Annotated in this window: 16 protein-coding genes and 1 riboswitch; of the genes, 11 read left to right on the forward strand and 5 right to left on the reverse strand. The window is 52.7% G+C overall.

What is annotated here, in order from left to right; all coding sequences use genetic code 11:
* Positions 1 to 221 precede the first annotated feature (221 nt).
* The gene (gene metF, locus ACM615_RS23275) at positions 222 to 1130 is read left to right on the forward strand and encodes a methylenetetrahydrofolate reductase (RefSeq protein ID WP_113877611.1); all 909 of its coding nucleotides are present in this window, start codon (positions 222 to 224) and stop codon (positions 1128 to 1130) included.
* 75 nt (positions 1131 to 1205) lie between these two features.
* Here the strand turns inward: metF and ppc are convergent, their stop codons facing one another.
* Both ppc and argE read right to left on the reverse strand, forming a co-directional pair.
* Positions 1206 to 3851 carry a phosphoenolpyruvate carboxylase gene (gene ppc / locus ACM615_RS23280; protein WP_112289354.1) on the reverse strand — a complete coding sequence of 882 codons (2646 nt, stop codon included), beginning with the start codon at positions 3849 to 3851 and terminating at the stop codon, positions 1206 to 1208.
* Positions 3852 to 4141: 290 nt separating this feature from the next.
* Positions 4142 to 5293 (reverse strand): acetylornithine deacetylase, encoded by a 1152-nt coding sequence (gene argE / locus ACM615_RS23285; protein ID WP_431012597.1) that lies wholly within the window; start codon positions 5291 to 5293, stop codon positions 4142 to 4144.
* A 138-nt stretch (positions 5294 to 5431) separates the two neighbouring features.
* Between argE and argC the strand changes: the two genes are divergently transcribed.
* From argC to argH, 3 genes are all read left to right on the forward strand, one after another.
* The gene (argC, locus tag ACM615_RS23290; RefSeq protein WP_047608610.1) at positions 5432 to 6436 is read left to right on the forward strand and encodes an N-acetyl-gamma-glutamyl-phosphate reductase; all 1005 of its coding nucleotides are present in this window, start codon (positions 5432 to 5434) and stop codon (positions 6434 to 6436) included.
* Between the two features lie 130 nt (positions 6437 to 6566).
* On the forward strand, positions 6567 to 7340 hold the full coding sequence (gene argB / locus ACM615_RS23295; RefSeq protein WP_112289356.1) for an acetylglutamate kinase: 774 nt from the start codon (positions 6567 to 6569) through the stop codon (positions 7338 to 7340).
* A gap of 83 nt (positions 7341 to 7423) precedes the next feature.
* Positions 7424 to 8797: an argininosuccinate lyase gene (gene argH, locus ACM615_RS23300; RefSeq protein WP_431012598.1), complete on the forward strand. Its 1374-nt coding sequence runs from the start codon at positions 7424 to 7426 to the stop codon at positions 8795 to 8797.
* Positions 8798 to 8915: 118 nt separating this feature from the next.
* Here argH and ACM615_RS23305 read toward each other — a convergent pair whose 3' ends face one another.
* Positions 8916 to 9677 carry a glutathione peroxidase gene (locus tag ACM615_RS23305; RefSeq protein ID WP_112289358.1) on the reverse strand — a complete coding sequence of 254 codons (762 nt, stop codon included), beginning with the start codon at positions 9675 to 9677 and terminating at the stop codon, positions 8916 to 8918.
* Between the two features lie 161 nt (positions 9678 to 9838).
* Here ACM615_RS23305 and oxyR point away from each other — a divergent pair, with 161 nt between their 5' ends.
* Positions 9839 to 10762 (forward strand): DNA-binding transcriptional regulator OxyR, encoded by a 924-nt coding sequence (gene oxyR / locus ACM615_RS23310; protein WP_112289359.1) that lies wholly within the window; start codon positions 9839 to 9841, stop codon positions 10760 to 10762.
* Here oxyR and sthA read toward each other — a convergent pair.
* Entirely contained in the window at positions 10745 to 12145 is a 1401-nt protein-coding gene (gene sthA / locus ACM615_RS23315) for a Si-specific NAD(P)(+) transhydrogenase (protein ID WP_113877608.1), read from the reverse strand. The two genes, oxyR and sthA, sit on opposite strands and share 18 nt — an antisense overlap.
* A gap of 212 nt (positions 12146 to 12357) precedes the next feature.
* On the opposite strand from sthA, the gene fabR reads away from it, so the two are divergent.
* From fabR to ACM615_RS23335, 4 genes are all read left to right on the forward strand, one after another.
* Complete coding sequence (gene fabR, locus ACM615_RS23320) at positions 12358 to 13038, forward strand: HTH-type transcriptional repressor FabR (protein ID WP_112289361.1); 681 nt, start codon at positions 12358 to 12360, stop codon at positions 13036 to 13038.
* On the forward strand, positions 13013 to 13372 hold the full coding sequence (locus ACM615_RS23325) for a YijD family membrane protein (protein WP_129637829.1): 360 nt from the start codon (positions 13013 to 13015) through the stop codon (positions 13370 to 13372). The genes fabR and ACM615_RS23325 overlap by 26 nt, the downstream gene beginning before the upstream one ends.
* 286 nt (positions 13373 to 13658) lie before the next feature.
* Entirely contained in the window at positions 13659 to 15245 is a 1587-nt protein-coding gene (locus tag ACM615_RS23330; RefSeq protein ID WP_112289363.1) for an MFS transporter, read from the forward strand.
* A 24-nt stretch (positions 15246 to 15269) separates the two neighbouring features.
* The gene (locus tag ACM615_RS23335) at positions 15270 to 16409 is read left to right on the forward strand and encodes a glycoside hydrolase family 88/105 protein (protein ID WP_113877605.1); all 1140 of its coding nucleotides are present in this window, start codon (positions 15270 to 15272) and stop codon (positions 16407 to 16409) included.
* 70 nt (positions 16410 to 16479) lie between these two features.
* Here ACM615_RS23335 and trmA read toward each other — a convergent pair whose 3' ends face one another.
* Complete coding sequence (trmA, locus tag ACM615_RS23340) at positions 16480 to 17580, reverse strand: tRNA (uridine(54)-C5)-methyltransferase TrmA (RefSeq protein ID WP_112289364.1); 1101 nt, start codon at positions 17578 to 17580, stop codon at positions 16480 to 16482.
* Between the two features lie 141 nt (positions 17581 to 17721).
* A riboswitch (cobalamin riboswitch) is annotated at positions 17722 to 17987 on the forward strand.
* Between the two features lie 71 nt (positions 17988 to 18058).
* Here trmA and btuB point away from each other — a divergent pair.
* Together btuB and murI are read left to right on the forward strand one after the other, a co-directional pair.
* A complete protein-coding gene (gene btuB, locus ACM615_RS23345; RefSeq protein WP_431012599.1) occupies positions 18059 to 19921 on the forward strand; it encodes a TonB-dependent vitamin B12 receptor BtuB in 1863 nt (620 codons plus the stop codon).
* Positions 19866 to 20747: a glutamate racemase gene (gene murI / locus ACM615_RS23350; RefSeq protein ID WP_113877603.1), complete on the forward strand. Its 882-nt coding sequence runs from the start codon at positions 19866 to 19868 to the stop codon at positions 20745 to 20747. The genes btuB and murI overlap by 56 nt, the downstream gene beginning before the upstream one ends.
* Positions 20748 to 20999 lie beyond the last annotated feature (252 nt).

The following is a 20999-nucleotide window of genomic DNA, read 5'->3' on the forward strand; positions in this document are numbered from 1 at the left end:
CTTACCGTAAGGGCTGTTCTTCACTTTTCCGCACCCTCCCCGCAGCAAAACCTTCCCAAAGTGAAATTCTTTCAGATTGCGTGAAGATTAATCATCCCTTGCCCTCATTTTAACATTGACACTTTGTCCGCTTTCCGTCATTTTCTATCTATACGTTTAGACGTCCAAACGTCCATCATAACGAATCATAATAAAACGCAGTGATCCATGAGGTAGTGTTTATGAGCTTTTTCCACGCAAACCAGCGCGAAGCGCTGAACCAGAATCTGGCCGAGTTACAGGGTCAGATTAACGTTTCTTTCGAATTTTTCCCGCCGCGTACCAGCGAAATGGAAGACACGTTGTGGAGCTCTATTGACCGTCTCAGCAGCCTGAAGCCTAAGTTTGTCTCTGTGACTTACGGTGCGAACTCAGGCGAGCGCGACCGTACGCACAGTATCATCAAAGGCATTAAAGAACGTACCGGTCTGGAAGCAGCGCCGCATCTGACCTGTATCGATGCCAGCCGGGATGAGTTGCGCCAGATTGCAGAGGATTACTGGAACAGCGGCATTCGCCATATCGTGGCTCTGCGCGGTGATTTACCGGCAGGCGGTGGCAAACCGGAAATGTATGCCACCGATCTGGTGCAGTTGCTGAAAGAAGTGGGCGACTTCGATATTTCGGTCGCGGCTTATCCGGAAGTGCATCCTGAAGCCAAAAGCGCGCAGTCTGACCTGATTAACCTGAAGCGTAAAATTGATGCCGGCGCCAACCGCGCCATCACGCAGTTCTTCTTCGATGTGGAAAGCTACCTGCGTTTTCGTGACCGCTGCGCCGGTCAGGGGATTGATGTGGAAATCGTGCCGGGCATTCTGCCGGTCTCCAACTTCAAACAGCTGACGCGTTTTGCCACCATGACTAACGTGCGTGTGCCGAAATGGATGAACAGCCAGTTTGAAGGACTGGATGATGATGCGGAAACCCGCAAAATGGTCGGTGCCAATATCGCGATGGACATGGTGAAAATCCTCAGCCGCGAAGGCGTGAAGGACTTCCACTTCTACACCCTGAACCGTGCAGAAATGAGTTACGCGATTTGCCACACGCTGGGTGTGCGTCCGGAAATTGCCGTGCCGGTTCGCGCGTAATCTTTCCTGCTTAAATCCTGAAAACAAAAAACCCGCGAATTCGCGGGTTTTTCTTTGGCTGCTTTTCAGCGGAAACTAGCCGGTATTGCGCATACCTGCTGCCACGCCGGCGATCGTCACCATCAGCGCCTGCTCTACGTTGGCATCCTGCTTACCGTCTTTTTCCAGCTCGCGGGAACGGTGCAGCAATTCAGCCTGCAACACGTTAAGCGGGTCGGTATAGACATTACGCAGTGCGATGGATTCTGCAATCCACGGCAAATCTTCCATCAGGTGATCGTCGTTAGAAATCGCCAGAATCACTTTGATGTCGCTCGCCAGCTGGTCGCGCAGCTGCTGGCCGAGCGGCCACAGCTCTTCATCCACCAGACGGTGATCGTAGTATTCCGCCAGCCACAGGTCCGCTTTCGCAAACACCATTTCCAGCATACCGATACGGGTCGAGAAGAATGGCCAGTCACGGCACATGGTTTCCAGCTCGTCGCGTTTACCGCCATCCACCACAGACTGCAAACCGGCACCTGCGCCCAGCCAGGCTGGCAGCATCAGACGGTTTTGCGTCCAGGCGAAAATCCACGGAATAGCACGCAGGCTTTCAACGCCGCCGCTGGCTTTACGTTTCGCCGGGCGTGAACCCAGTGGCAGTTTCGCCAGTTCCTGTTCAGGCGTCGCGGCGCGGAAGTAAGGCACGAAGTCTTTGTTCTCACGCACGTACCCGCGGTACATCTTGCAGGACACATCAGACAGCTGTTCCATGATATCCACCCAGGCTTGTTTCGGCTCAGGCGGTGGCAACAGGTTGGCCTCCAGAATCGCAGAAGTGTAAAGCGCCAGGCTGCTGATGGTGACTTCCGGCAGACCGAATTTGAAGCGGATCATCTCGCCCTGTTCGGTAACGCGCAGGCCACCTTTCAGGCTGCCCGGAGGCTGAGATAACAACGCTGCCTGCGCCGGTGCGCCGCCGCGGCCGATAGAACCGCCGCGTCCGTGGAACAGTGTCAGGGCAATACCCGCTTTCTCGCAGGTTTTGATCAGTGCATCCTGCGCGCGATATTGCGCCCACGATGCCGCCATCACGCCCGCGTCTTTCGCGGAGTCGGAATAGCCAATCATCACCATCTGTTTGCCCTGAATAAAACCGCGATACCAGTCGATGCTCAGCAATTGCTTCATGACATCGTCCGCATTGTTCAGGTCGTCCAGCGTTTCGAACAGCGGCGCGACAGGCATCGGGAACGGGCAACCGGCTTCTTTCAGCAGCAGATGCACGGCCAGCACGTCAGACGGCGTACGCGCCATTGAAATCACGTATGCCGCAATTGAGCCTTCCGGCGCTTCGGCGATAACCTGACAGGTGTCGAGCACTTCTTTGGTATCAGCGCTCGGTTCCCAGTGACGCGGCACCAGCGGACGCTGTGAATTCAGTTCGCGGATCAGGAAAGCTTGTTTGTCGGATTCTGACCAGCTTTCGTAATCGCCTAACCCCAGATAACGGGTGATTTCGGCGATCGCATCGGTGTGGCGGGTGCTTTCCTGACGGACATCGATACGCACCAGCGGCACGCCGAAGCAGCGCACACGACGCAGCGTATCCAGCAACTGACCGTTGGCGATAATGCCCATATTGCAGGCTTGCAGCGACTGGTAACAGGCGTAAAGCGGTGCCCACAGCTGGTCATTTTTTACCAGCAAATCGTGAGGACGCGCAACGCGTTCGCCTTTCAGACGGGCTTCCAGATACACCTGGGTATTGGTCAGCTGCGAACGCAGCTGTTTCATGATTTCGCGGTAAGGTTCGAGGATGTCCGCACCGCCGGCCAGCTCGCGCAGCTCCGGTGTACATTCGGTCATCGACAATTCTGACACCAGCACTGCGATATCGCGCAGGAACAGGTCAGTGGCTTTCCAGCGGCTCAGCAACAGTACGTGGCGGGTGATATCGGCGGTCACGTTCGGGTTACCATCGCGGTCGCCACCCATCCAGGAGGTGAAGCGCACCGGCACGGCTTCCACTGGCATTTTATAATCCAGTGAGGTTTCCAGCTGTTCGTTCAGTTCACGCAGGAAAGCAGGCACGCCTTCCCACAGGCTGTTCTCAACAACGGCAAAGCCCCATTTGGCTTCATCCACCGGAGAAGGGCGGTTTTTGCGGATTTCATCGGTATGCCATGACTGCGCGATCAGCTGACGCAGACGGCGCATGATTTGTTTGCGCTCGTAATCGGCCAGATCGTTGTGGTCGAGTTGTTTGAGGCAGTTATTCACTTCCACCAGTTTGTGGATCAGCGTACGGCGGGCAATTTCTGTCGGGTGCGCGGTCAGTACCAGTTCGATAGAAAGCTGGTCAACGGCATCACGCAATTGCTGTTCAGAGAGATTTTTGGATTTCAGACGATCGAACAATTGTGCCAGCGCTTCAGGATTGCTGGCCGCTTCGCCGTGCGGCGAAATGCTGTGATATTGTTCCGCCACGTTGGCTAAATTCAGGAACTGGCTAAAGGCACGGGCAACAGGCAGCAACTCATCATTGGAGAGATTTTGCAGCGTTGACAGTAATTCCTGTCGATCCGCGTCGTTTCCGGCACGGGAGGATTTCGACAGCTTACGGATTTTCTCAACACGATCCAGGATATGCTCTCCCAACGTATCTTTGATCGTGTCGCCTAGCAATTTACCTAAGGTACTGACATTACTTCGCATTGCGGAATATTGTTCGTTCATATTACCTCTGACCCGTTCTCTCGTTTAATTTTTATATTCTGTAAATAACTTTCACCCGTCAGGCATTCTTGCCCCGTTCACCCTGCCAACCTGGCCACACTTTTTAAAAGCCACCCCTGTTTTAACCCAAAAACCCCCGATCACTCACGTGAAAAATGGTCTTTTTGGCGATGTCGCTGAAATTTAATTACAACAGCGACGATATCAGTTTGGCTAATCAACGTTTTGTACAGTATCAAAGGGCGCCCGTGAGCGCCCTGATTGTTTCTTCATCAATCCGTCATTCAGTATCAGTGACAACAGAAATGATGAACAACCTGAGAAATCAGCTCGCGAGTCGGTTTAATGAACGCAGTATCAATATATTCATCTGGCTGGTGTGCCTGATCGATAGAACCCGGTCCGAGAACCAGCGTCGGGCACAGTTCCTGAATAAACGGCGCTTCGGTGCAGTAGTTAACGATTTCCGTTTCCACACCGAGCAGTTTCTCGACCACCTGCACCAGCGGATGATCCGGCGGACACTCATAGCCCGGGATCGGCGGATGCAGTTCTTCAATCACGATACGTCCCGGCCAGCGTTCGCTCACCGGTGCCAGAGCCTCGTTCAGCAGACCATCAATGTCGGTCAGCGTCAGACCCGGCAGCGGGCGGATATCCATATGCATTTCGCAGCAGGCACAAATACGGTTCGGCGCGTCGCCGCCGTTAATGTAGCCAAAGTTCATGGTCGGGTACGGAATGACGAAACCACTGTGGTTGTAACGGCTTTTCAGCGTATTGCGCAGCGTCATTAAATGGGTAATCGATTCGTGCATCAGTTCAATGGCGTTGACGCCACGCGAAGGGTCACTGGAATGACCGGACTGGCCGGTGATACGGATAGCATTCGACAAATGACCTTTATGCGCACGAACAGGCTTCAGGGACGTCGGTTCGCCGATGATCGCGCAGTCAGGGCGAATTTTGGCGTTTTTGGAGAAATAGCTGGCACCGGCCATGGTGGTTTCTTCATCGGCGGTCGCCAAAATATACAGCGGTTTAGTCAGTTTGGTCAGGTCAACATCACGCAGGGAATCGAGGATAAAGGCGAAGAAACCTTTCATGTCGGCAGTGCCCAAACCATAGAGCTTATTTTCATGCTCGGTGAGGGTGAAAGGATCGCGTGTCCAGCGGCCGTCATCAAACGGAACGGTGTCGGTGTGACCGGCCAGCAGTAAGCCGCCTGCGCCTTCGCCGGTACTGGCTAACATATTGAATTTATGGCGCGTTCCTGGAACGGGTTGCACTTCGACTTTGAAGCCTAAATCACCGAACCAGCCTGCCAGTAAATTGATTAACGTCTCATTGCTCTGGTCCAATGCCGCATCGGTTGCGCTGATGGAAGGGGTTGCGATTAACGCCCGGTAGAGCTCAATAAAAGGAGGTAATTTCATCTTCACTGTTGACAGCCTTTAGTTAGGGTAGTATTCATATTCATGCAATAATTGTGAATAAAAATACAATAAGCCAGCGCGTAAGGAAACCGGAAAAAAATTCTTCCGGCCCCTACCCAAAAATTGAGAAGGTGAATAAGCCCTATGTTGAATACGCTGATTGTTGGTGCCACAGGTTATGCCGGAGCCGAACTCGCTGCTTACCTGAATCGCCACCCACATATGAACATAACCGGTTTAACGGTTTCAGCGCAAAGTGCAGATGCAGGAAAATTGCTTTCTGATTTGCATCCTCAATTAAAAGGCATCGTCGATTTGCCTGTTTTGCCACTCACTGACGTGGCGGAAGCAGCGAAAGGTGTCGATGTGGTATTTCTGGCGACCGCGCACGAAGTCAGCCATGACCTCGCGCCACAGTTTCTGGCGGCGGGCTGTGTGGTGTTTGATCTCTCCGGTGCCTTCCGCGTCAGCAAACCTGAGTTTTACACCGAATTCTACGGCTTCGAGCATCAGCATCTCGATTTGCTCGACAAAGCCGTGTACGGCCTGGCGGAATGGCAGGCTGACAAATTAAAAGACGCGCAGCTGATTGCCGTGCCGGGTTGCTACCCGACCGCTTCACAGCTGGCGCTGAAACCGCTTATCGAAAATGGTCTGCTCAATGACAGCCAGTGGCCGGTCATCAACGCCACCAGCGGTGTCAGTGGTGCAGGGCGTAAAGCCACGCTCGGCAACAGCTTCTGCGAAGTCAGCCTTCAGCCGTACAAACTTTTCAGTCACCGTCATCAGCCGGAAATCGCTGAACACCTTGGCGTGCCGGTGATTTTTACTCCGCATCTGGGCAACTTCCCGCGCGGTATTCTGGCGACCATCACCTGCCGTCTGAATGCGGGTGTGACGGAGCAGGATGTGGCGGAAGCTTTCCATAATGCTTATCACGATAAACCGCTGGTGCGTTTGTACACCAAAGGTGTTCCGGCACTGAAAGACGTGGTCGGGCTGCCGTTCTGCGACATTGGTTTTGCGGTGAAAGGCGAACATCTGATTGTGGTAGCGACGGAAGATAATGTGCTGAAAGGCGCGTCTGCACAGGCGGTTCAGTGCATGAATATCCGTTTCGGCTTCCCTGAAACGCAATCACTGCTTTAACAATCTCTCTGATTTTCAGCAGACAAAAACAACCGTCCCTGAGCGTTTATTCAGACGCGCAGGGATGCTAGATTAAATGAAACCTATTGTTATTAATTAACATTCTCAACCGGTCGGGGCGCGAACAGCTATGAATCCGTTAGTCATCAAATTAGGTGGTGTGTTGCTGGACAATGAAGAAGCGCTTGAGCGCCTGTTCATGGCGGTAGTGGCTTATCGTCAGGAATATCACCGCCCGCTGGTCATTGTTCACGGTGGCGGCTGCCTGGTTGATGAGCTGATGAAAAAGCTGAATCTGCCTGTGGTGAAAAAGGCCGGTCTGCGTGTTACTCCGGCTGATCAGATTGATATCATCACCGGCGCGCTGGCGGGCAGCGCCAACAAAACCCTGCTGGCGTGGGCGGTTAAAAATCACATCAACGCGGTTGGCCTGTCTCTGGCAGATGGCGGCACGGTCAGCGTGACACAGCTGGATGAATCACTGGGCTTCGTAGGTAAAGCCGAAGCGGGCAATCCGGCGCTGATCAACACGCTGACCGGCGCAGGTTATCTGCCGATTGTCAGCTCTATCGGCATCACTGCTGCTGGCGAGCTGATGAATGTTAATGCGGATCAGGCAGCGACGGCGCTGGCGGCTACACTGGGCGCAGATCTGATCCTGTTGTCGGATGTCAGCGGTATTCTCGATGGCAAAGGCCAGCGCATTCCGGAAATGAGTGCAGAGAAAGCTGAACAGCTTATCGATCAGGGCATCATCACTGACGGTATGATCGTCAAAGTTAACGCCGCGCTGGACGCTGCGCGTTCTCTCGGACGTCCGGTGGATATCGCCAGCTGGCGTCACGCCGAACAATTACCGGCACTCTTTAACGGTGTCGCCATCGGCACACGTATTCTGGCGTAACGCACCGGCGGCGCATTCGGTATACCCTTTTCAAGGGCGCAGCATAGTGCGCCCTTTTGCATAATAAATTCAGGAGCAGGAAAATGGCACTTTGGGGCGGACGTTTTACTCAGGCAGCGGATCAGCGGTTTAAAGAACTCAATGACTCACTGCGTTTCGATTACCGGCTGGCAGAGCAGGACATCGTAGGTTCCGTGGCCTGGTCCAAAGCGCTGGTGACTGTGAACGTATTAACAGCCGATGAGCAAATCCAGCTGGAAGAAGCCCTGACCGTATTGCTGGAAGAAGTCCGTGCCAATCCCCGCGCTATTTTAGCCAGCGATGCCGAAGACATTCACAGCTGGGTCGAAGGCAAGCTTATCGACAAAGTGGGCAACCTCGGTAAAAAACTGCATACCGGCCGCAGCCGTAACGATCAGGTCGCGACCGACATCAAACTGTGGTGTAAAGCGCAGGTGGTTGAACTGGGCGAGGCATTACATCACTTGCAGCAGGCGCTGGTCGCGACGGCTGAAGCCAATCAGGACGCCGTGATGCCGGGTTATACCCACCTGCAACGTGCTCAGCCGGTGACTTTTGCGCACTGGTGCATGGCGTATGTCGAAATGCTGGCGCGTGATGAAAGCCGCCTGAAAGATACCCTGACTCGTCTGGACGTCAGCCCGCTGGGTTGTGGCGCACTGGCTGGTACTGCCTATCCGATGGACCGCGAACAGCTGGCAGGCTGGTTAGGTTTTGCTTCAGCGACCCGCAACAGCCTCGACAGCGTATCTGACCGCGACCACGTGCTTGAACTGCTGTCCAACGCGGCCATCAGCATGGTTCACCTTTCCCGTTTTGCCGAAGACCTGATCTTCTTCAACACCGGTGAAGCGGCGTTTATCGATTTGTCCGACCGTGTGACTTCCGGTTCTTCCCTGATGCCGCAGAAGAAAAACCCGGACGCACTGGAACTGATCCGTGGCAAATGTGGTCGTGTGCAGGGCGCACTGACCGGCATGATGATGACCATGAAAGGCCTGCCGCTGGCGTATAACAAAGACATGCAGGAAGACAAAGAAGGGTTGTTCGACGCGCTCGACACCTGGATGGATTGCCTGAACATGGCTTCTCTGGTGCTGGATGGTATTCAGGTGAAACGCCCGCGTGCGAAAGAGGCCGCGCAGCAAGGCTACGCCAACTCTACCGAGCTGGCCGATTATCTGGTTGCCAAAGGTGTGCCGTTCCGTGAAGCGCACCATATTGTTGGTGAAGCGGTTGTCGAAGCCATTAATCAAGGCAAAGCGCTGGAAGAATTGCCGCTGGCGGATTTGCAGAAATTCAGCACCGTGATTGGCGATGACGTTTACGCCATTCTCGAGCTGCAATCCTGTCTCGACAAACGTGCCGCCAAAGGGGGTGTTTCTCCGCAGCAGGTCGCCCAGGCGATTGCCGATGCGAAAGCGCGTTTAGCGTAAAATAAAAAAAAAGGCGGATCAGAGATCCGCCAAAGTTCACGTAGTCTTACTTTGCTTCTTTTTGTTGGTAATGCAGGGATTTCTTGTCTTACTTCTTACAGCTGTTTCTTATCGAAGATTATTGTGCGACTTCACACAGGTCTTCTGTTTCTGAATGGAGGTAAACCTCCAGGTCGTCACTTCCCCCGATGTGGCGTCCACCGATAAAGACTTGCGGCACTGTCGCCCGGCCGGTCACGGCGCGCAGACTGACAGTCGTTGCATCTTTACCTAATACAATTTCTTCGTACTGAATGCCGCGTTCCTGCAACATTTGTTTGGCTTTCGCACAGAACGGACAGCCCGGTTTGGTGAACACAGACACGGATTCCTGCACTTTAAATTCAGGTGCCAGGTATTTCAGCATGGTGTCGGCATCAGACACTTCAAACGGGTCGCCCGGTTTGTTTGGCTCGACGAACATTTTCTCGACCACGCCGTTACGCACCAGCATGGAATAACGCCATGAGCGCGGGCCGAAACCTAAATCGGCTTTTTCGACCAGCATGTCCATCCCTTTGGTGAATTCACCGTTGCCGTCCGGGATGAAAGTGATGTTGGACGCGTTCTGTTCAGCTTTCCACGCGTTCATCACGAAGGTGTCATTCACGGAAACACACAGAATGCTGTCAACGCCGTGACTTTTAAATACCGGTGCCAGTTCGTTGTAACGTGGCAGATGGCTCGAAGAACAGGTCGGGGTAAATGCGCCCGGCAGTGAAAAAACAATCACTGTTTTATTTTTAAACAGCTCATCGCTGCTGAGATCTACCCACTGGTCGCCCTGACGGGTGTGAAAAGTAACTTGCGGTACGTGTTTCCCTTCCTGGCTTGCAAACATGAATAACCTCTTAATTAATCAATCAAATAGAAAGTATTTTCGGCATTGCCGTTTCGTTGGAAGGCATTATTAACGATAAAGGTTGATAGATATAATCGTTGATTGCTATCTTATCTATCGTTACCGGCTATCGCATTGCCTTTTAGGGACTGGAGGAAAAAATGAACATCCGTGATTTAGAGTATCTGGTGGCACTGGCAGAGTTCCGCCATTTTCGTCGCGCCGCAGACTCATGCCATGTCAGCCAGCCAACGTTAAGCGGACAGATCCGCAAACTGGAAGACGAGCTGGGTGTGATGTTGCTGGAAAGAACCAGCCGTAAGGTGCTGTTTACCCAGGCGGGTTTACTGCTGGTCGATCAGGCGCGCACAGTGCTGCGTGAAGTGAAAGTACTTAAAGAGATGGCGAGTCAGCAGGGTGAAGCGATGTCCGGGCCGATGCACATCGGACTCATCCCGACCGTCGGACCTTATCTGTTGCCGCAAATTATTCCTTCACTGCACAAGACGTTTCCTAAACTGGAAATGTATCTGCACGAAGCGCAAACCCATCAGTTGCTGGCGCAGCTCGATAGCGGAAAGCTCGATTGCGCGATTCTGGCGCTGGTAAAAGAGAGCGAAGCGTTTATTGAAGTGCCGTTATTTGATGAGCCGATGAAACTGGCGATCTATGACGATCATCCGTGGGCATCACGCGATCGTGTGGCGATGGCCGATCTGGCCGGTGAGAAACTGCTGATGCTGGAAGACGGGCACTGTCTGCGCGATCAGGCACTGGGTTTCTGCTTCCAGGCGGGCGCGGATGAAGATACCCATTTCCGCGCAACCAGTCTGGAAACACTGCGTAATATGGTGGCGGCGGGGAGCGGGATCACATTGCTGCCATCACTGGCCGTGCCTAATGAGCGCAGCCGTGACGGAGTGACGTACCTGACCTGTGACAAACCGGAACCGCGACGCACCATCGCGCTGGTATATCGTCCCGGTTCGCCACTGCGCGGGCGTTACGAACAACTGGCCGAAGCCATCAAAGAGCACATGCAGCCTTATATGGACCGAACCGCAGTCTTAAAACAGGCGGTTTAATCCGTTCAGTGCCGCAACGCGATAGGCCTCTGCCATGGTCGGATAGTTGAAGGTGGTATTAACGAAATACTCGATAGTATTCCCTTCACCTTTCTGTTCCATGATGGCCTGGCCGATGTGAATAATCTCGGCAGCGCGTTCACCAAAGCAGTGGATCCCCAGAATTTCTTTGGTATCACGGTGGAACAGGAGCTTCAGGCTGCCCACGTTCATTCCGGCAATTTGTGCGCGTGCCAGATGTTTGAACTGCGCGCGACCCACTTCGTATGGCACTTTCATCGCTGTCAGTTCCTGCTCGGTTTTACCGACGGAACTGATTTCAGGGATGGTGTAGATACCGGTCGGAATATTTTCGATCAGGTGGACTTTGGCTTCCCCCTGAATCATTGCCTGCGCGGCAATACGGCCCTGATCATAAGCGGCGGATGCCAGACTTGGGTAACCAATCACATCGCCGACCGCATAAATATGCGACAGCGCCGTCTGGTACATGCTGTTTACTTTCAGCAGACCGCGGCTGTCCGCTTCAAGACCAATATTCTCCAGACCCAGCTGATCGGTGTTACCGGTGCGTCCATTGGCGTACAACAGCGCGTCGGCTTTCACTTTTTTACCGGATTTGAGGTGCATGATCACACCGTCTTCCACACCTTCGATCATCTCGAATTCTTCGTTGTGGCGGATAACCACACCGTTGTTCCAGAAGTGATAGGAAAGGGCGTCTGACATTTCCTGATCGAGGAAAGACAGCAGGCGGTCACGGGTGTTAATTAAGTCAACTTTGACGTTAAGACCACGGAAGATCGACGCATATTCGCAGCCGATCACACCCGCACCGTAAATAATCACATGGCGCGGTTCATGGCTCAGTTCGAGGATCAGGTCGCTGTCATAAATGCGCGGGTGACCAAAATCGACATTAGCAGGGCGGTAAGGACGCGAACCGCAGGCAATCACGATATTGTCAGCGGTGATTTGTTCGTGTGTGTTGTCGGCATAACGGATGCTGACGGTGTTGGCATCGACAAAGCTGGCATCGCCGGAGAACAACTGGCACTGGTTTCTTTCATAGAAACCCTGACGCATACGGGTCTGCTGATTAATAACCGAATCGGCGTGACGCAGAATGTCCGGGAAGCTTGAACTCATGGTGCGTGAGTTATCGCTGTAGAGCGGGTTCTGGTTAAATTCGATGATTCTGCTGACGGCGTGGCGCAGTGCTTTGGAAGGGATGGTGCCCCAGTGAGTACATCCGCCACCGACGTTGTTATAGCGTTCGATGACAGCAACCCGGGCGCCTTGTTTAACCAGTCCCATCGCGGCGCCTTCTCCGCCAGGGCCTGAGCCAATGATTATGGCATCAAAATGTGAGTGCTGTTGCATAGTTCGAAACCTATTTTTATACAAAATCACAACGAGAAAGTAACATATTACACCTGTTTACCCCACAAGCGGTTGTCATTTAATGGTAAAGCAGCAACATTCTGACCCACTTTATGCTGTGGTATCTTTGGCTCCGCCCGTCAAAAATTTTGGTATAGTGAATCGGTAACGGGCGAATAATCAAAAAGAAGAATACTATCCGGATGAAGGTTATGGGCGTAAGAGCACAACAAAAAGAGCGCACGCGTCGCACGCTGATTGAGGCGGCTTTTAGCCAGCTCAGCGCCGAGCGCAGCTTTGCCAGTCTGAGTTTGCGTGAAGTTTCCCGCGAGGCAGGTATTGCACCCACATCCTTTTACCGGCATTTTCGCGATGTGGATGAGCTGGGCCTGACCATGGTGGATGAAAGCGGCCTGATGCTGCGCCAGCTGATGCGCCAGGCACGTCAGCGTATTGCCAAAGGCGGCAGCGTGATCCGCACGTCTGTCTCCACCTTTATGGAATTCATCGGTAATAATCCCAACGCATTCCGTTTGCTGCTGCGTGAACGTTCCGGCACGTCTTCGGCATTCCGTGCCGCCGTCGCCCGTGAAATTCAGCATTTTATTGCGGAACTTGCCGACTATCTGCAACTCGAAAACCATATGCCGCGCAGTTTTACCGAAGCGCAGGCTGAAGCCATGGTGATCATCGTTTTCAACGCCGGTGCGGAAGCGCTGGATGTGGATATCGCTCAACGCCGTCAGCTGGAAGAACGGCTGGTGCTGCAACTGCGGATGATTTCCAAAGGCGCGTATTACTGGTATCGCCGTCAACAGGAACGTACGGCTGTGACTCCCATCAATAATAAGACCCGAGGTAAAGAAGATGACCGAACAACCGAACCAGGATAATGGCACTCTGGTTTTGGCTCTGATTGCCGGGCTGTCGATTAATGGCACTTTCGATGCGTTATTCAGTTCTGTCGTAACGTTTTCGATCTTCCCGATTATTTCTCTGGTGTTGGCGGTGTACTGCCTGCACGTTCGCTACCACCGTGGCGAAATGCCTAAAGGATTACCGGTTCTGGCGGCAGCCTGTTTCCTGCTGGGCTTGGTGCTGTACAGCACCATTGTTCGGGCGGAATACCCTGAACTGGGTTCTAATTTCCTGCCGTCGCTGATCAGTGTCGCGCTGGTGTTCTGGATAGGCCTGAAGCTAAAAAAGCGTAAATCCGCGGTACAGTAAGATTTTTCCCCGCCGTGCATAAAGGGCAATCTGTGGATTGCCTTTTTTATTTATTCATCCCCCTCATTCATTTAATGAACTGTCATTTCATTAATATCAAACCCATGTTCAATATTTAGAGATTGATCGCCCACTTCTTCATTTCATTGCCATAAAGTGGCTTTGAGTGGCAAAAACCAAAAGGTTTTCATTCCTGCTCCTCGTTAATTTGAATCATGGCCGGACGATACATTTTCGTTCGCATTCAGCCTACGCCTATAGGTGATTTAACAGAGGCAACACGGCAATGAAAACACGTAAAATTGGATTCTTTAATTACATCGCCTACGGTTCTGGCGATTTTCTGGGGGCAGGCACCACCGCCCTGACGGCAGCATGGCTGCTTTATTTCTACACCACCTTTTGCGGCCTTTCGCCCATCGAAGCGACCTTTATTTTTGCTACTGCGCGCGTCGCCGATGCGGTACTGAGCCCGCTGATGGGATATCTCACTGATAACTTCGGTAACACCTGGCTAGGCAAACGGTTTGGCCGGCGTAAGTTCTTCATTCTGCTCGGTATCCCGTGTGTGTTCAGCTACAGCTTTATGTGGGTGGGTGACATGGGATACGTCTACTACCTGCTGACTTATCTGCTGTTCGATATCGTCTACACCATGATTTTGGTGCCGTATGAAACACTGGTACCGGAAATGACTGATGACTTTAAACAGAAGACCAAATTCTCTGGCGCACGTATCGCGCTGGCGCAGCTTTCTGCGATTCTGGCGGCGTTCCTGCCGGGCATTTTGTTGCAGCATTTCGGCAAAGATAACGCCATTTCCTTCTTCTACTCGAGCCTGGTCTTTGCGGTAATTTGCGCCTTCGTCCTGACGCTGGTCTATTTCTTTACCTGGGAACGTCCGGAAGAACTCAAATCGGAAGCCACGAAGAAAATTGAACGCGAGCGTCAGCAACTGACGCTGGCACAAAGCCTGAAACGCCTGAAAGTCGAATTATCTTCCACGTTACGTATCAAAATTTTCCGCCAGCATCTGGGTTTGTACCTTGGCGGGTATATCGCGCAGGATGTGTTTAACGCCGTGTTCACCTATTACGTGGTGTTCGTGCTGATGCAGAGCGCAGCGATTGCTTCCAATCTGATGGGCATGATGGCGATTCTGCAATTCGTGGCGGTGATCGGCATGATCCCGTTGTGTATCCGCTTCGGCCCTGCGCCGTCTTATCGTCTGGCCGTTACGCTGTTCGGGCTGGCGACCATTTCCTACGGTGTGCTGTATTTCACCGGCATGAATGATTCGATGTCATTACTGTTGCTGATTTCCGCGCTGGCCGGTCTGGGACGCGGCGGGATCAACTACGTGCCGTGGAATATCTATACCTATATTGCTGATGTCGATGAAACCATTACCGGTCAGCGCCGCGAAGGGATTTTTGCCGGGGTGATGACGCTGACCCGCAAAGCGTCTCAGGCGGGCGCAGTCATGCTGGTGGGGATCATCCTGCAACTCGCCGGATTTGTATCCGGGCAAAGCCAGCAGGTACCGGCGGTCGGTCATACGATTCTTGGTGTACTGGTGATCGGGTCATTGCTGATGCTCAGTATGGGTTTCATGATTTCTTTATTCTTCCGCCTGAATCAGAAAACGCACGGCGTGCTGACCCGCGAAACGCAAAAAATGCGTGATGCCAACCGCATCGTGCCGGAACAAATTACACCGGAAGACCGCGCAACGGTCGAAATGCTGACAGGGATGAAATACGAATCTCTGTGGGGCAATAACAACATCGGTTATCTGCATCGCAATAATCCGCCACCCGAAAAGCTGACCCGCGAAAATACTGCTGAAATGCCGGTCCAGGGACGTTTATAAATTTTGAATTCACAGGAGAACCCCATGAAAGTTTTTGAAGTTAAACACAGTGCTTTGCTGCGACAGCCGGAACATTTCATTTCACGTAACGAACTGAAATCGCTGATCCACAACGTGACTGACAATCTGGTGAATATCGAAGATAAAACCGGTGAATTCTTGTTACGCCTCGACGATGGCCGCGTGATTGATACCAAAGGCTGGGCGGGCTGGGAATGGACGCACGGCATCGGGCTTTACGGTATCTATCAGTATTATCAGCAGACTGGCGACGAAAAAATGCGGGCGGTGATCGACGACTGGTTTACCGCGCGTCTGGCGGAAGGCACGCCGACCAAAAACGTCAATACCATGAGTCCGTTCCTGACGCTGGCTTATCGTTATGAGGAAACCGGCAATGCGGCATGGCGCCCTTATCTGGAGCGCTGGGCTGAATGGGTGATGTATGAAATGCCGCGCACTGATAAAGGTGCGATGCAGCACATCGTTTATAACAACGAAAATCATCAGCAAATGTGGGACGACACGCTGATGATGAGCGTGCTGCCGCTGGCGAAAATCGGCAAATTGCTGGATCGCCCGGAATTTGTTGAAGAAGCGACGTATCAGTTCCTGATGCACGTGCAGTATCTGATGGATCGCGAAACCGGCCTGTGGTTCCACGGCTGGACGTTTGACGGCCATCATAACTTTGCCCAGGCTCGCTGGGCGCGCGGTAACAGCTGGCTGACGATTGCTATTCCGGAATTCCTTGAACTGGTGGATTTACCGGAGAACAACGCAACACGCCGCTATTTATTGCAGGTGCTGGAAAGTCAGGTCAGTGCGCTGGCGAAATGTCAGGACGACAGCGGTTTGTGGCATACGCTGCTCGACGATCCGCACTCTTATCTGGAAAGTTCGGCGACCGCTGGTTTTGCCTACGGCATCCTGAAAGCGGTGCGTAAACGTTATATCGATGCGTCTTATGCGCCGGTGGCGGAGAAAGCCATTCAGGGTGTGATCAAGCATATCAATCCGGCCGGTGAACTGACGCAAACGTCATTCGGTACGGCGATGGGCAATGATCTCGATTTCTACCGTGAAATTGCTCTGACGTCGATGCCTTACGGGCAGGCGATGGCGATCTTGTGTCTGTCAGAATATCTGCGGGTCTATTTGTAATATCGTGGACAACGGACTGAAATAAAAACGGGCACTCAAAAGGTGCCCGTTTATGTTTTTCCATCTGCCGTCAGATTTTTTCCAGCAGCACGCCAGATTCCATATGGTGGGTATACGGAAACTGATCAAACAACGCCAGACGCGTGACGCGGTGCGTTTTGCTCAGGGTTTCCAGATTCGCACACAGCGTTTCCGGATTGCAGGAGATATAAAGAATACGGTCATAGCCTGCCACCATTTTCACCGTTTCATCATCCAGCCCGCTGCGCGGTGGATCGACAAAAATGGTGTTGCACTCGTATCCGCTTAAATCGACATCCTGCAAACGGCGGAATTCACGCACGCCATTCAGCGCCTGTGTGAAATCTTCGGCTGCCATGCGGATAATCTGCACGTTATCAATGTGGTTCGCGGCAATGTTGTATTGCGCGGCGGCGACAGAAGGTTTGGCGATTTCGGTTGCCAGCACGCGGCGGAAGTTACGTGCCAGAGCCAGCGAGAAGTTGCCGTTACCGCAGTAAAGTTCCAGTAAATCTCCGGTCGAGTTTTCCGTAGCCTTCAGTGCCCATTCCAGCATCTGAATATTCATCTCGGCGTTTGGCTGAGTGAAGCTGTTTTCCACCTGACGATAAATCATATCGCGGCCCGCGACCGGCAGAACTTCATCAACATAATCCTGGTCGAGCATGATTTTGGTTTTCGCGGCACGGCCAATCAGCTGGATATCAAAACCATCAGCACGCAGCTGGTCACGCAGGGCGGTTGCGGCCTGCTGCCATTCGTCATCAAGCTTACGATGGTAAAGCAGCGAGGCGATGATTTTGCCGCTGCGGGTCGACAGATAGTCGATCTGGAAGATCTTACGGCGCAATGCCGGATCTTGCTTAATAGCCGAAATCAGCACCGGCATCAGGCGGTTAATCAGTTCGCTGGCGGTCGGGAACTGGTCCACGCGCACGCGGGCTTTGGTCTGCTGATCAAACATGATGTGGTACAGGTCGCCCTCATCGTGCCAGACGCGAAATTCTGCGCGCATACGATAATGGCTGACAGGAGAACGGAAAACGTCAGGCTGCGGCGCATTAAATGGCGACATCATCGCCGTGAGACGTGCGGTCTTTTCCGCCAGCTGGTCGTCGTACTGTTCAATGGGCAGGTTTTCAGGCGTCATCGGTTATCTCGTCTAACAGGGAATGAATGGACAAACTTAGCGGGCGATTGTAGGGAATGTCTCCGTTAAGTCCACCATTGTTACATTTATATCGTGAAAGCTTACTGGCTATTACGGATGTCTGGATTTCCAAATAGGTTGATCGTACGATTGCGCTTCGGCCTCATTGACTGAGTTAAAAGGGAATCCGGTGTGAATCCGGAACTGGCGCGCAGCGGTATGGGGAAATCACGGCGATAGCATTCTTTATTATGCAGACACTGTTTCTTCCTTCTCTCCTTATATAGGAAAGGAGAAAGAGGAGATGGGAAGTCATCGCCCGGTGCGGGTAATTTCAATTAATTACGATGTAATTAATCAGCCTGCAAATCCTAAGTCCGAAGACCTGCCGATGTTACGTCGCATTAATCATCGTCGTCGCGAATTACCGCCGGTGATCCTCTGCGGCATCCGCCAATTAAGTTTGGATGCTCGATTCATGACAATTAAAAAGCACGTGCTGCTGACGGCATTATCCGTCACGGCTTTTTCAGGGTGGGCGCAAGACAGCACTTCCACAAACAGCAGCGATAATATGGTCGTTACCGCTAACCGTTTTCCACAGCCCGTTTCTTCTGTATTAGCGCCGACGGATATCGTCACGCGTGAAGATATCGACCGGTGGCAGTCAAAATCCGTGGCTGATGTCTTGCGTCGTTTACCGGGCGTGGATATCAGCCAGAGCGGCGGCATAGGGCAACTGACCTCTGTTTACGTTCGCGGTACCAGCTCCAGCCACACATTGGTCCTGATGGATGGTGTGCGTCTCAATCAGGCGGGTATTTCCGGATCAGTAGATATCAGCCAGATCCCTCTTTCATTAGTTCAGCGCATTGAATTTATTCGCGGCCCGCGTTCGGCGGTTTATGGCTCGGATGCCATCGGCGGCGTCATTAATATTATTACGACACGCGACAAAGACGGCACAACGCTCGGCGCGGGTATCGGCTCACACGGCTATCAGAACTACAACGGCTCAACGCAGCAGAAATTAGGTGAGAACACCACGCTGACGGCAGCAGGGGATTACACCTACACCCGCGGGATTGACGTGGTCGCTGACGGCAATAACGGCGGCGTTCCTCAGCCCGACCGCGACGGCTTCATGAGCAAGACGCTGTATCTGGCGCTGCAACACCAGTTCAATGAAGAGATCAGCGGCTTTGCGCGCGCCTACGGTTATGACAACCGCACGGCTTATGATGCGTATTACTCGCCGGGCAGCGCGCTGATTGATACCCGCCAGCTTTACAGCCGGACATATGACACAGGTCTGCGTTATCAGAACGGCATTTACGCCACGCAGTTAATCGGCAGCTACAGCCACGTCAAAGACTACAACTACGATCCGAAGTATGGCCCGTATGACGCCTCCGCTTCCCTGGACGATTCCGATCAGTACAACGTGCAATGGGGTAATACGTTCCAGATATGGAAAGGGGAAGTCAGCGCAGGTCTCGACTGGCAGAAACTCACCACCGAGCCGGGTACCAGCTATCTTGCCGATGGCTATGATCAGCACAATACCGGCGTGTATCTGACCACGCAGCAAAAAATCAGCGATTTCACACTGGAAGGCGCGGTGCGTAGCGACGATAACTCCCAGTTTGGTCAGCACACCACCTGGCAGAGCAGCGCCGCATGGGAGTTTATCGATGGCTATCGCCTGATTGCTTCCTACGGTACCGCTTATAAATCACCGAACCTGAGTCAGCTCTACAGTGATTATTATGGTAATCCCGATCTGAAGCCGGAAGAGAGTAAGCAATGGGAAGGCGGGCTTGAAGGTCTGACGGGGCCGCTGGACTGGCGCTTGTCCGTCTATCGTAATGACATCGATCAGATGATCTCTTACAACGACTCGACCAGCAATTATTACAACATCGGCAAAGCGACCATCAAAGGCGTTGAATGGACGGGTTCCTTTGATACCGGCCCGTTGCAGCACAAGATTACTCTGGAATATCTCGACCCGCGTGATGCGACAACCAACGAAATTCTGACCCGTCGTGCCAAGCAGCAGGCGAAATACCAGATTGACTGGGACATCGCTGACATTGACTGGTCGATCAACTATCAGTATCTGGGACAGCGTTACGATACCGACTACGGAACCTATCCTTATCAGACCGTTAAACTGGGCGGCGTCAGTTTGTGGGATCTCGCTGCATCATATCCTGTGACCTCACACCTGACAGTTCGTGGTAGAATTGCCAACTTGTTTGATAAAGATTACGAGACGGCTTATGGCTATGCCACACCAGGACGTGAGTACTACCTCTCTGGAAGCTATACCTTCTGATACAACACAAGTTCCTGACCGCCCGACGGTGCTGGTTTTCGATTCCGGCGTCGGCGGGTTGTCGGTGTATGATGAGGTCCGGCAGATGTTGCCGGACCTGCACTATATATATGCCTTCGATAATGTGGCTTTCCCCTACGGCGAGAAATCCGAAGAGTTTATCGTTGAGCGCGTGGTGGATATTGTCACCGCTGTCGCGAAACGCCATCCCCTCTCTATTATTGTCATCGCCTGTAACACCGCGAGCACCGTCTCCCTCCCTGCATTACGCGCCAAATTCAGTTGCCCTGTTGTCGGGGTTGTCCCTGCGATCAAGCCCGCTGCTAAATTAACGCGTAATGGTGTGGTCGGATTGCTGGCAACGCGTGCGACGGTACAGCGTCCTTATACGCATGATCTGGTCGCACGCTTTGCGACGGATTGTCAGATTCTGATGCTGGGCTCGGCGGAGCTGGTTGAGCTGGCGGAAGCGAAGCTGCATGGCGAAGAGGTTTCACTGGCTGTATTGAAGAAAATCTTGCACCCGTGGCTGCGTTTACCTGAACCACCGGATACCGTGGTATTAGGTTGCACGCATTTCCCGCTGCTTTCGCAAGAGTTGTCACAGGTTTTGCCCGACGGCACGCGTATGATCGACTCCGGTTCTGCGATTGCCAGACGCGCGCACTGGTTAATTGAGACTTCTCACGTCGATATTCCAGAAAAAAAAGCCGGTGTTGAAATAGAGAGTGTCGCCTACTGCATGGCGATGACCGCAGAGGCGCAAAGTTTGCTGCCTGTTTTACAGTCATATGGCTTCAGAAGTATCCAGGAATTGCCGCTTTAAACACCATTTGATGAAAGATTCAGCGGTCAGTAAATTATTTGTATTTTAGGGGTTGCGGCCTTCTGAGAACTCCCTATAATGCGCCTCCACTGACCGGGAACAACGACTGACAAGTCGCTCGGACAGGAAGAGAAAAAGTAGAAAGTTCGAATGAATAATCTCTTGACTCTTCAGCGGGAAAACGTAATATACGCCTCCCGCGCCGCATAAGATTCCTTGCGAACCGCGGCATGCTCTTTAACAATTTATCAG

The sequence above is a fragment of the Rahnella sp. PAMC25617 genome, assembly GCF_050606005.1.
Taxonomy (GTDB): domain Bacteria; phylum Pseudomonadota; class Gammaproteobacteria; order Enterobacterales; family Enterobacteriaceae; genus Rahnella; species Rahnella variigena.

Excerpts from the sequence above, each read along its gene's own strand:
- ACM615_RS23325 (WP_129637829.1), top strand. The coding sequence starts at position 13,013 with ATGACCGAACAACCGAACCAGGATAATGGCACTCTGGTTTTGGCTCTG.
- ppc (WP_112289354.1), bottom strand. The coding sequence starts at position 3,851 with ATGAACGAACAATATTCCGCAATGCGAAGTAATGTCAGTACCTTAGGT.
- argC (WP_047608610.1), top strand. The coding sequence starts at position 5,432 with ATGTTGAATACGCTGATTGTTGGTGCCACAGGTTATGCCGGAGCCGAA.
- btuB (WP_431012599.1), top strand. The coding sequence starts at position 18,059 with ATGACAATTAAAAAGCACGTGCTGCTGACGGCATTATCCGTCACGGCT.
- argB (WP_112289356.1), top strand. The coding sequence starts at position 6,567 with ATGAATCCGTTAGTCATCAAATTAGGTGGTGTGTTGCTGGACAATGAA.
- murI (WP_113877603.1), top strand. The coding sequence starts at position 19,866 with ATGGCTATGCCACACCAGGACGTGAGTACTACCTCTCTGGAAGCTATA.
- ACM615_RS23305 (WP_112289358.1), bottom strand. The coding sequence starts at position 9,677 with ATGTTTGCAAGCCAGGAAGGGAAACACGTACCGCAAGTTACTTTTCAC.
- ACM615_RS23330 (WP_112289363.1), top strand. The coding sequence starts at position 13,659 with ATGAAAACACGTAAAATTGGATTCTTTAATTACATCGCCTACGGTTCT.
- argH (WP_431012598.1), top strand. The coding sequence starts at position 7,424 with ATGGCACTTTGGGGCGGACGTTTTACTCAGGCAGCGGATCAGCGGTTT.
- fabR (WP_112289361.1), top strand. The coding sequence starts at position 12,358 with ATGGGCGTAAGAGCACAACAAAAAGAGCGCACGCGTCGCACGCTGATT.
- trmA (WP_112289364.1), bottom strand. The coding sequence starts at position 17,580 with ATGACGCCTGAAAACCTGCCCATTGAACAGTACGACGACCAGCTGGCG.
- ACM615_RS23335 (WP_113877605.1), top strand. The coding sequence starts at position 15,270 with ATGAAAGTTTTTGAAGTTAAACACAGTGCTTTGCTGCGACAGCCGGAA.
- metF (WP_113877611.1), top strand. The coding sequence starts at position 222 with ATGAGCTTTTTCCACGCAAACCAGCGCGAAGCGCTGAACCAGAATCTG.
- sthA (WP_113877608.1), bottom strand. The coding sequence starts at position 12,145 with ATGCAACAGCACTCACATTTTGATGCCATAATCATTGGCTCAGGCCCT.
- oxyR (WP_112289359.1), top strand. The coding sequence starts at position 9,839 with ATGAACATCCGTGATTTAGAGTATCTGGTGGCACTGGCAGAGTTCCGC.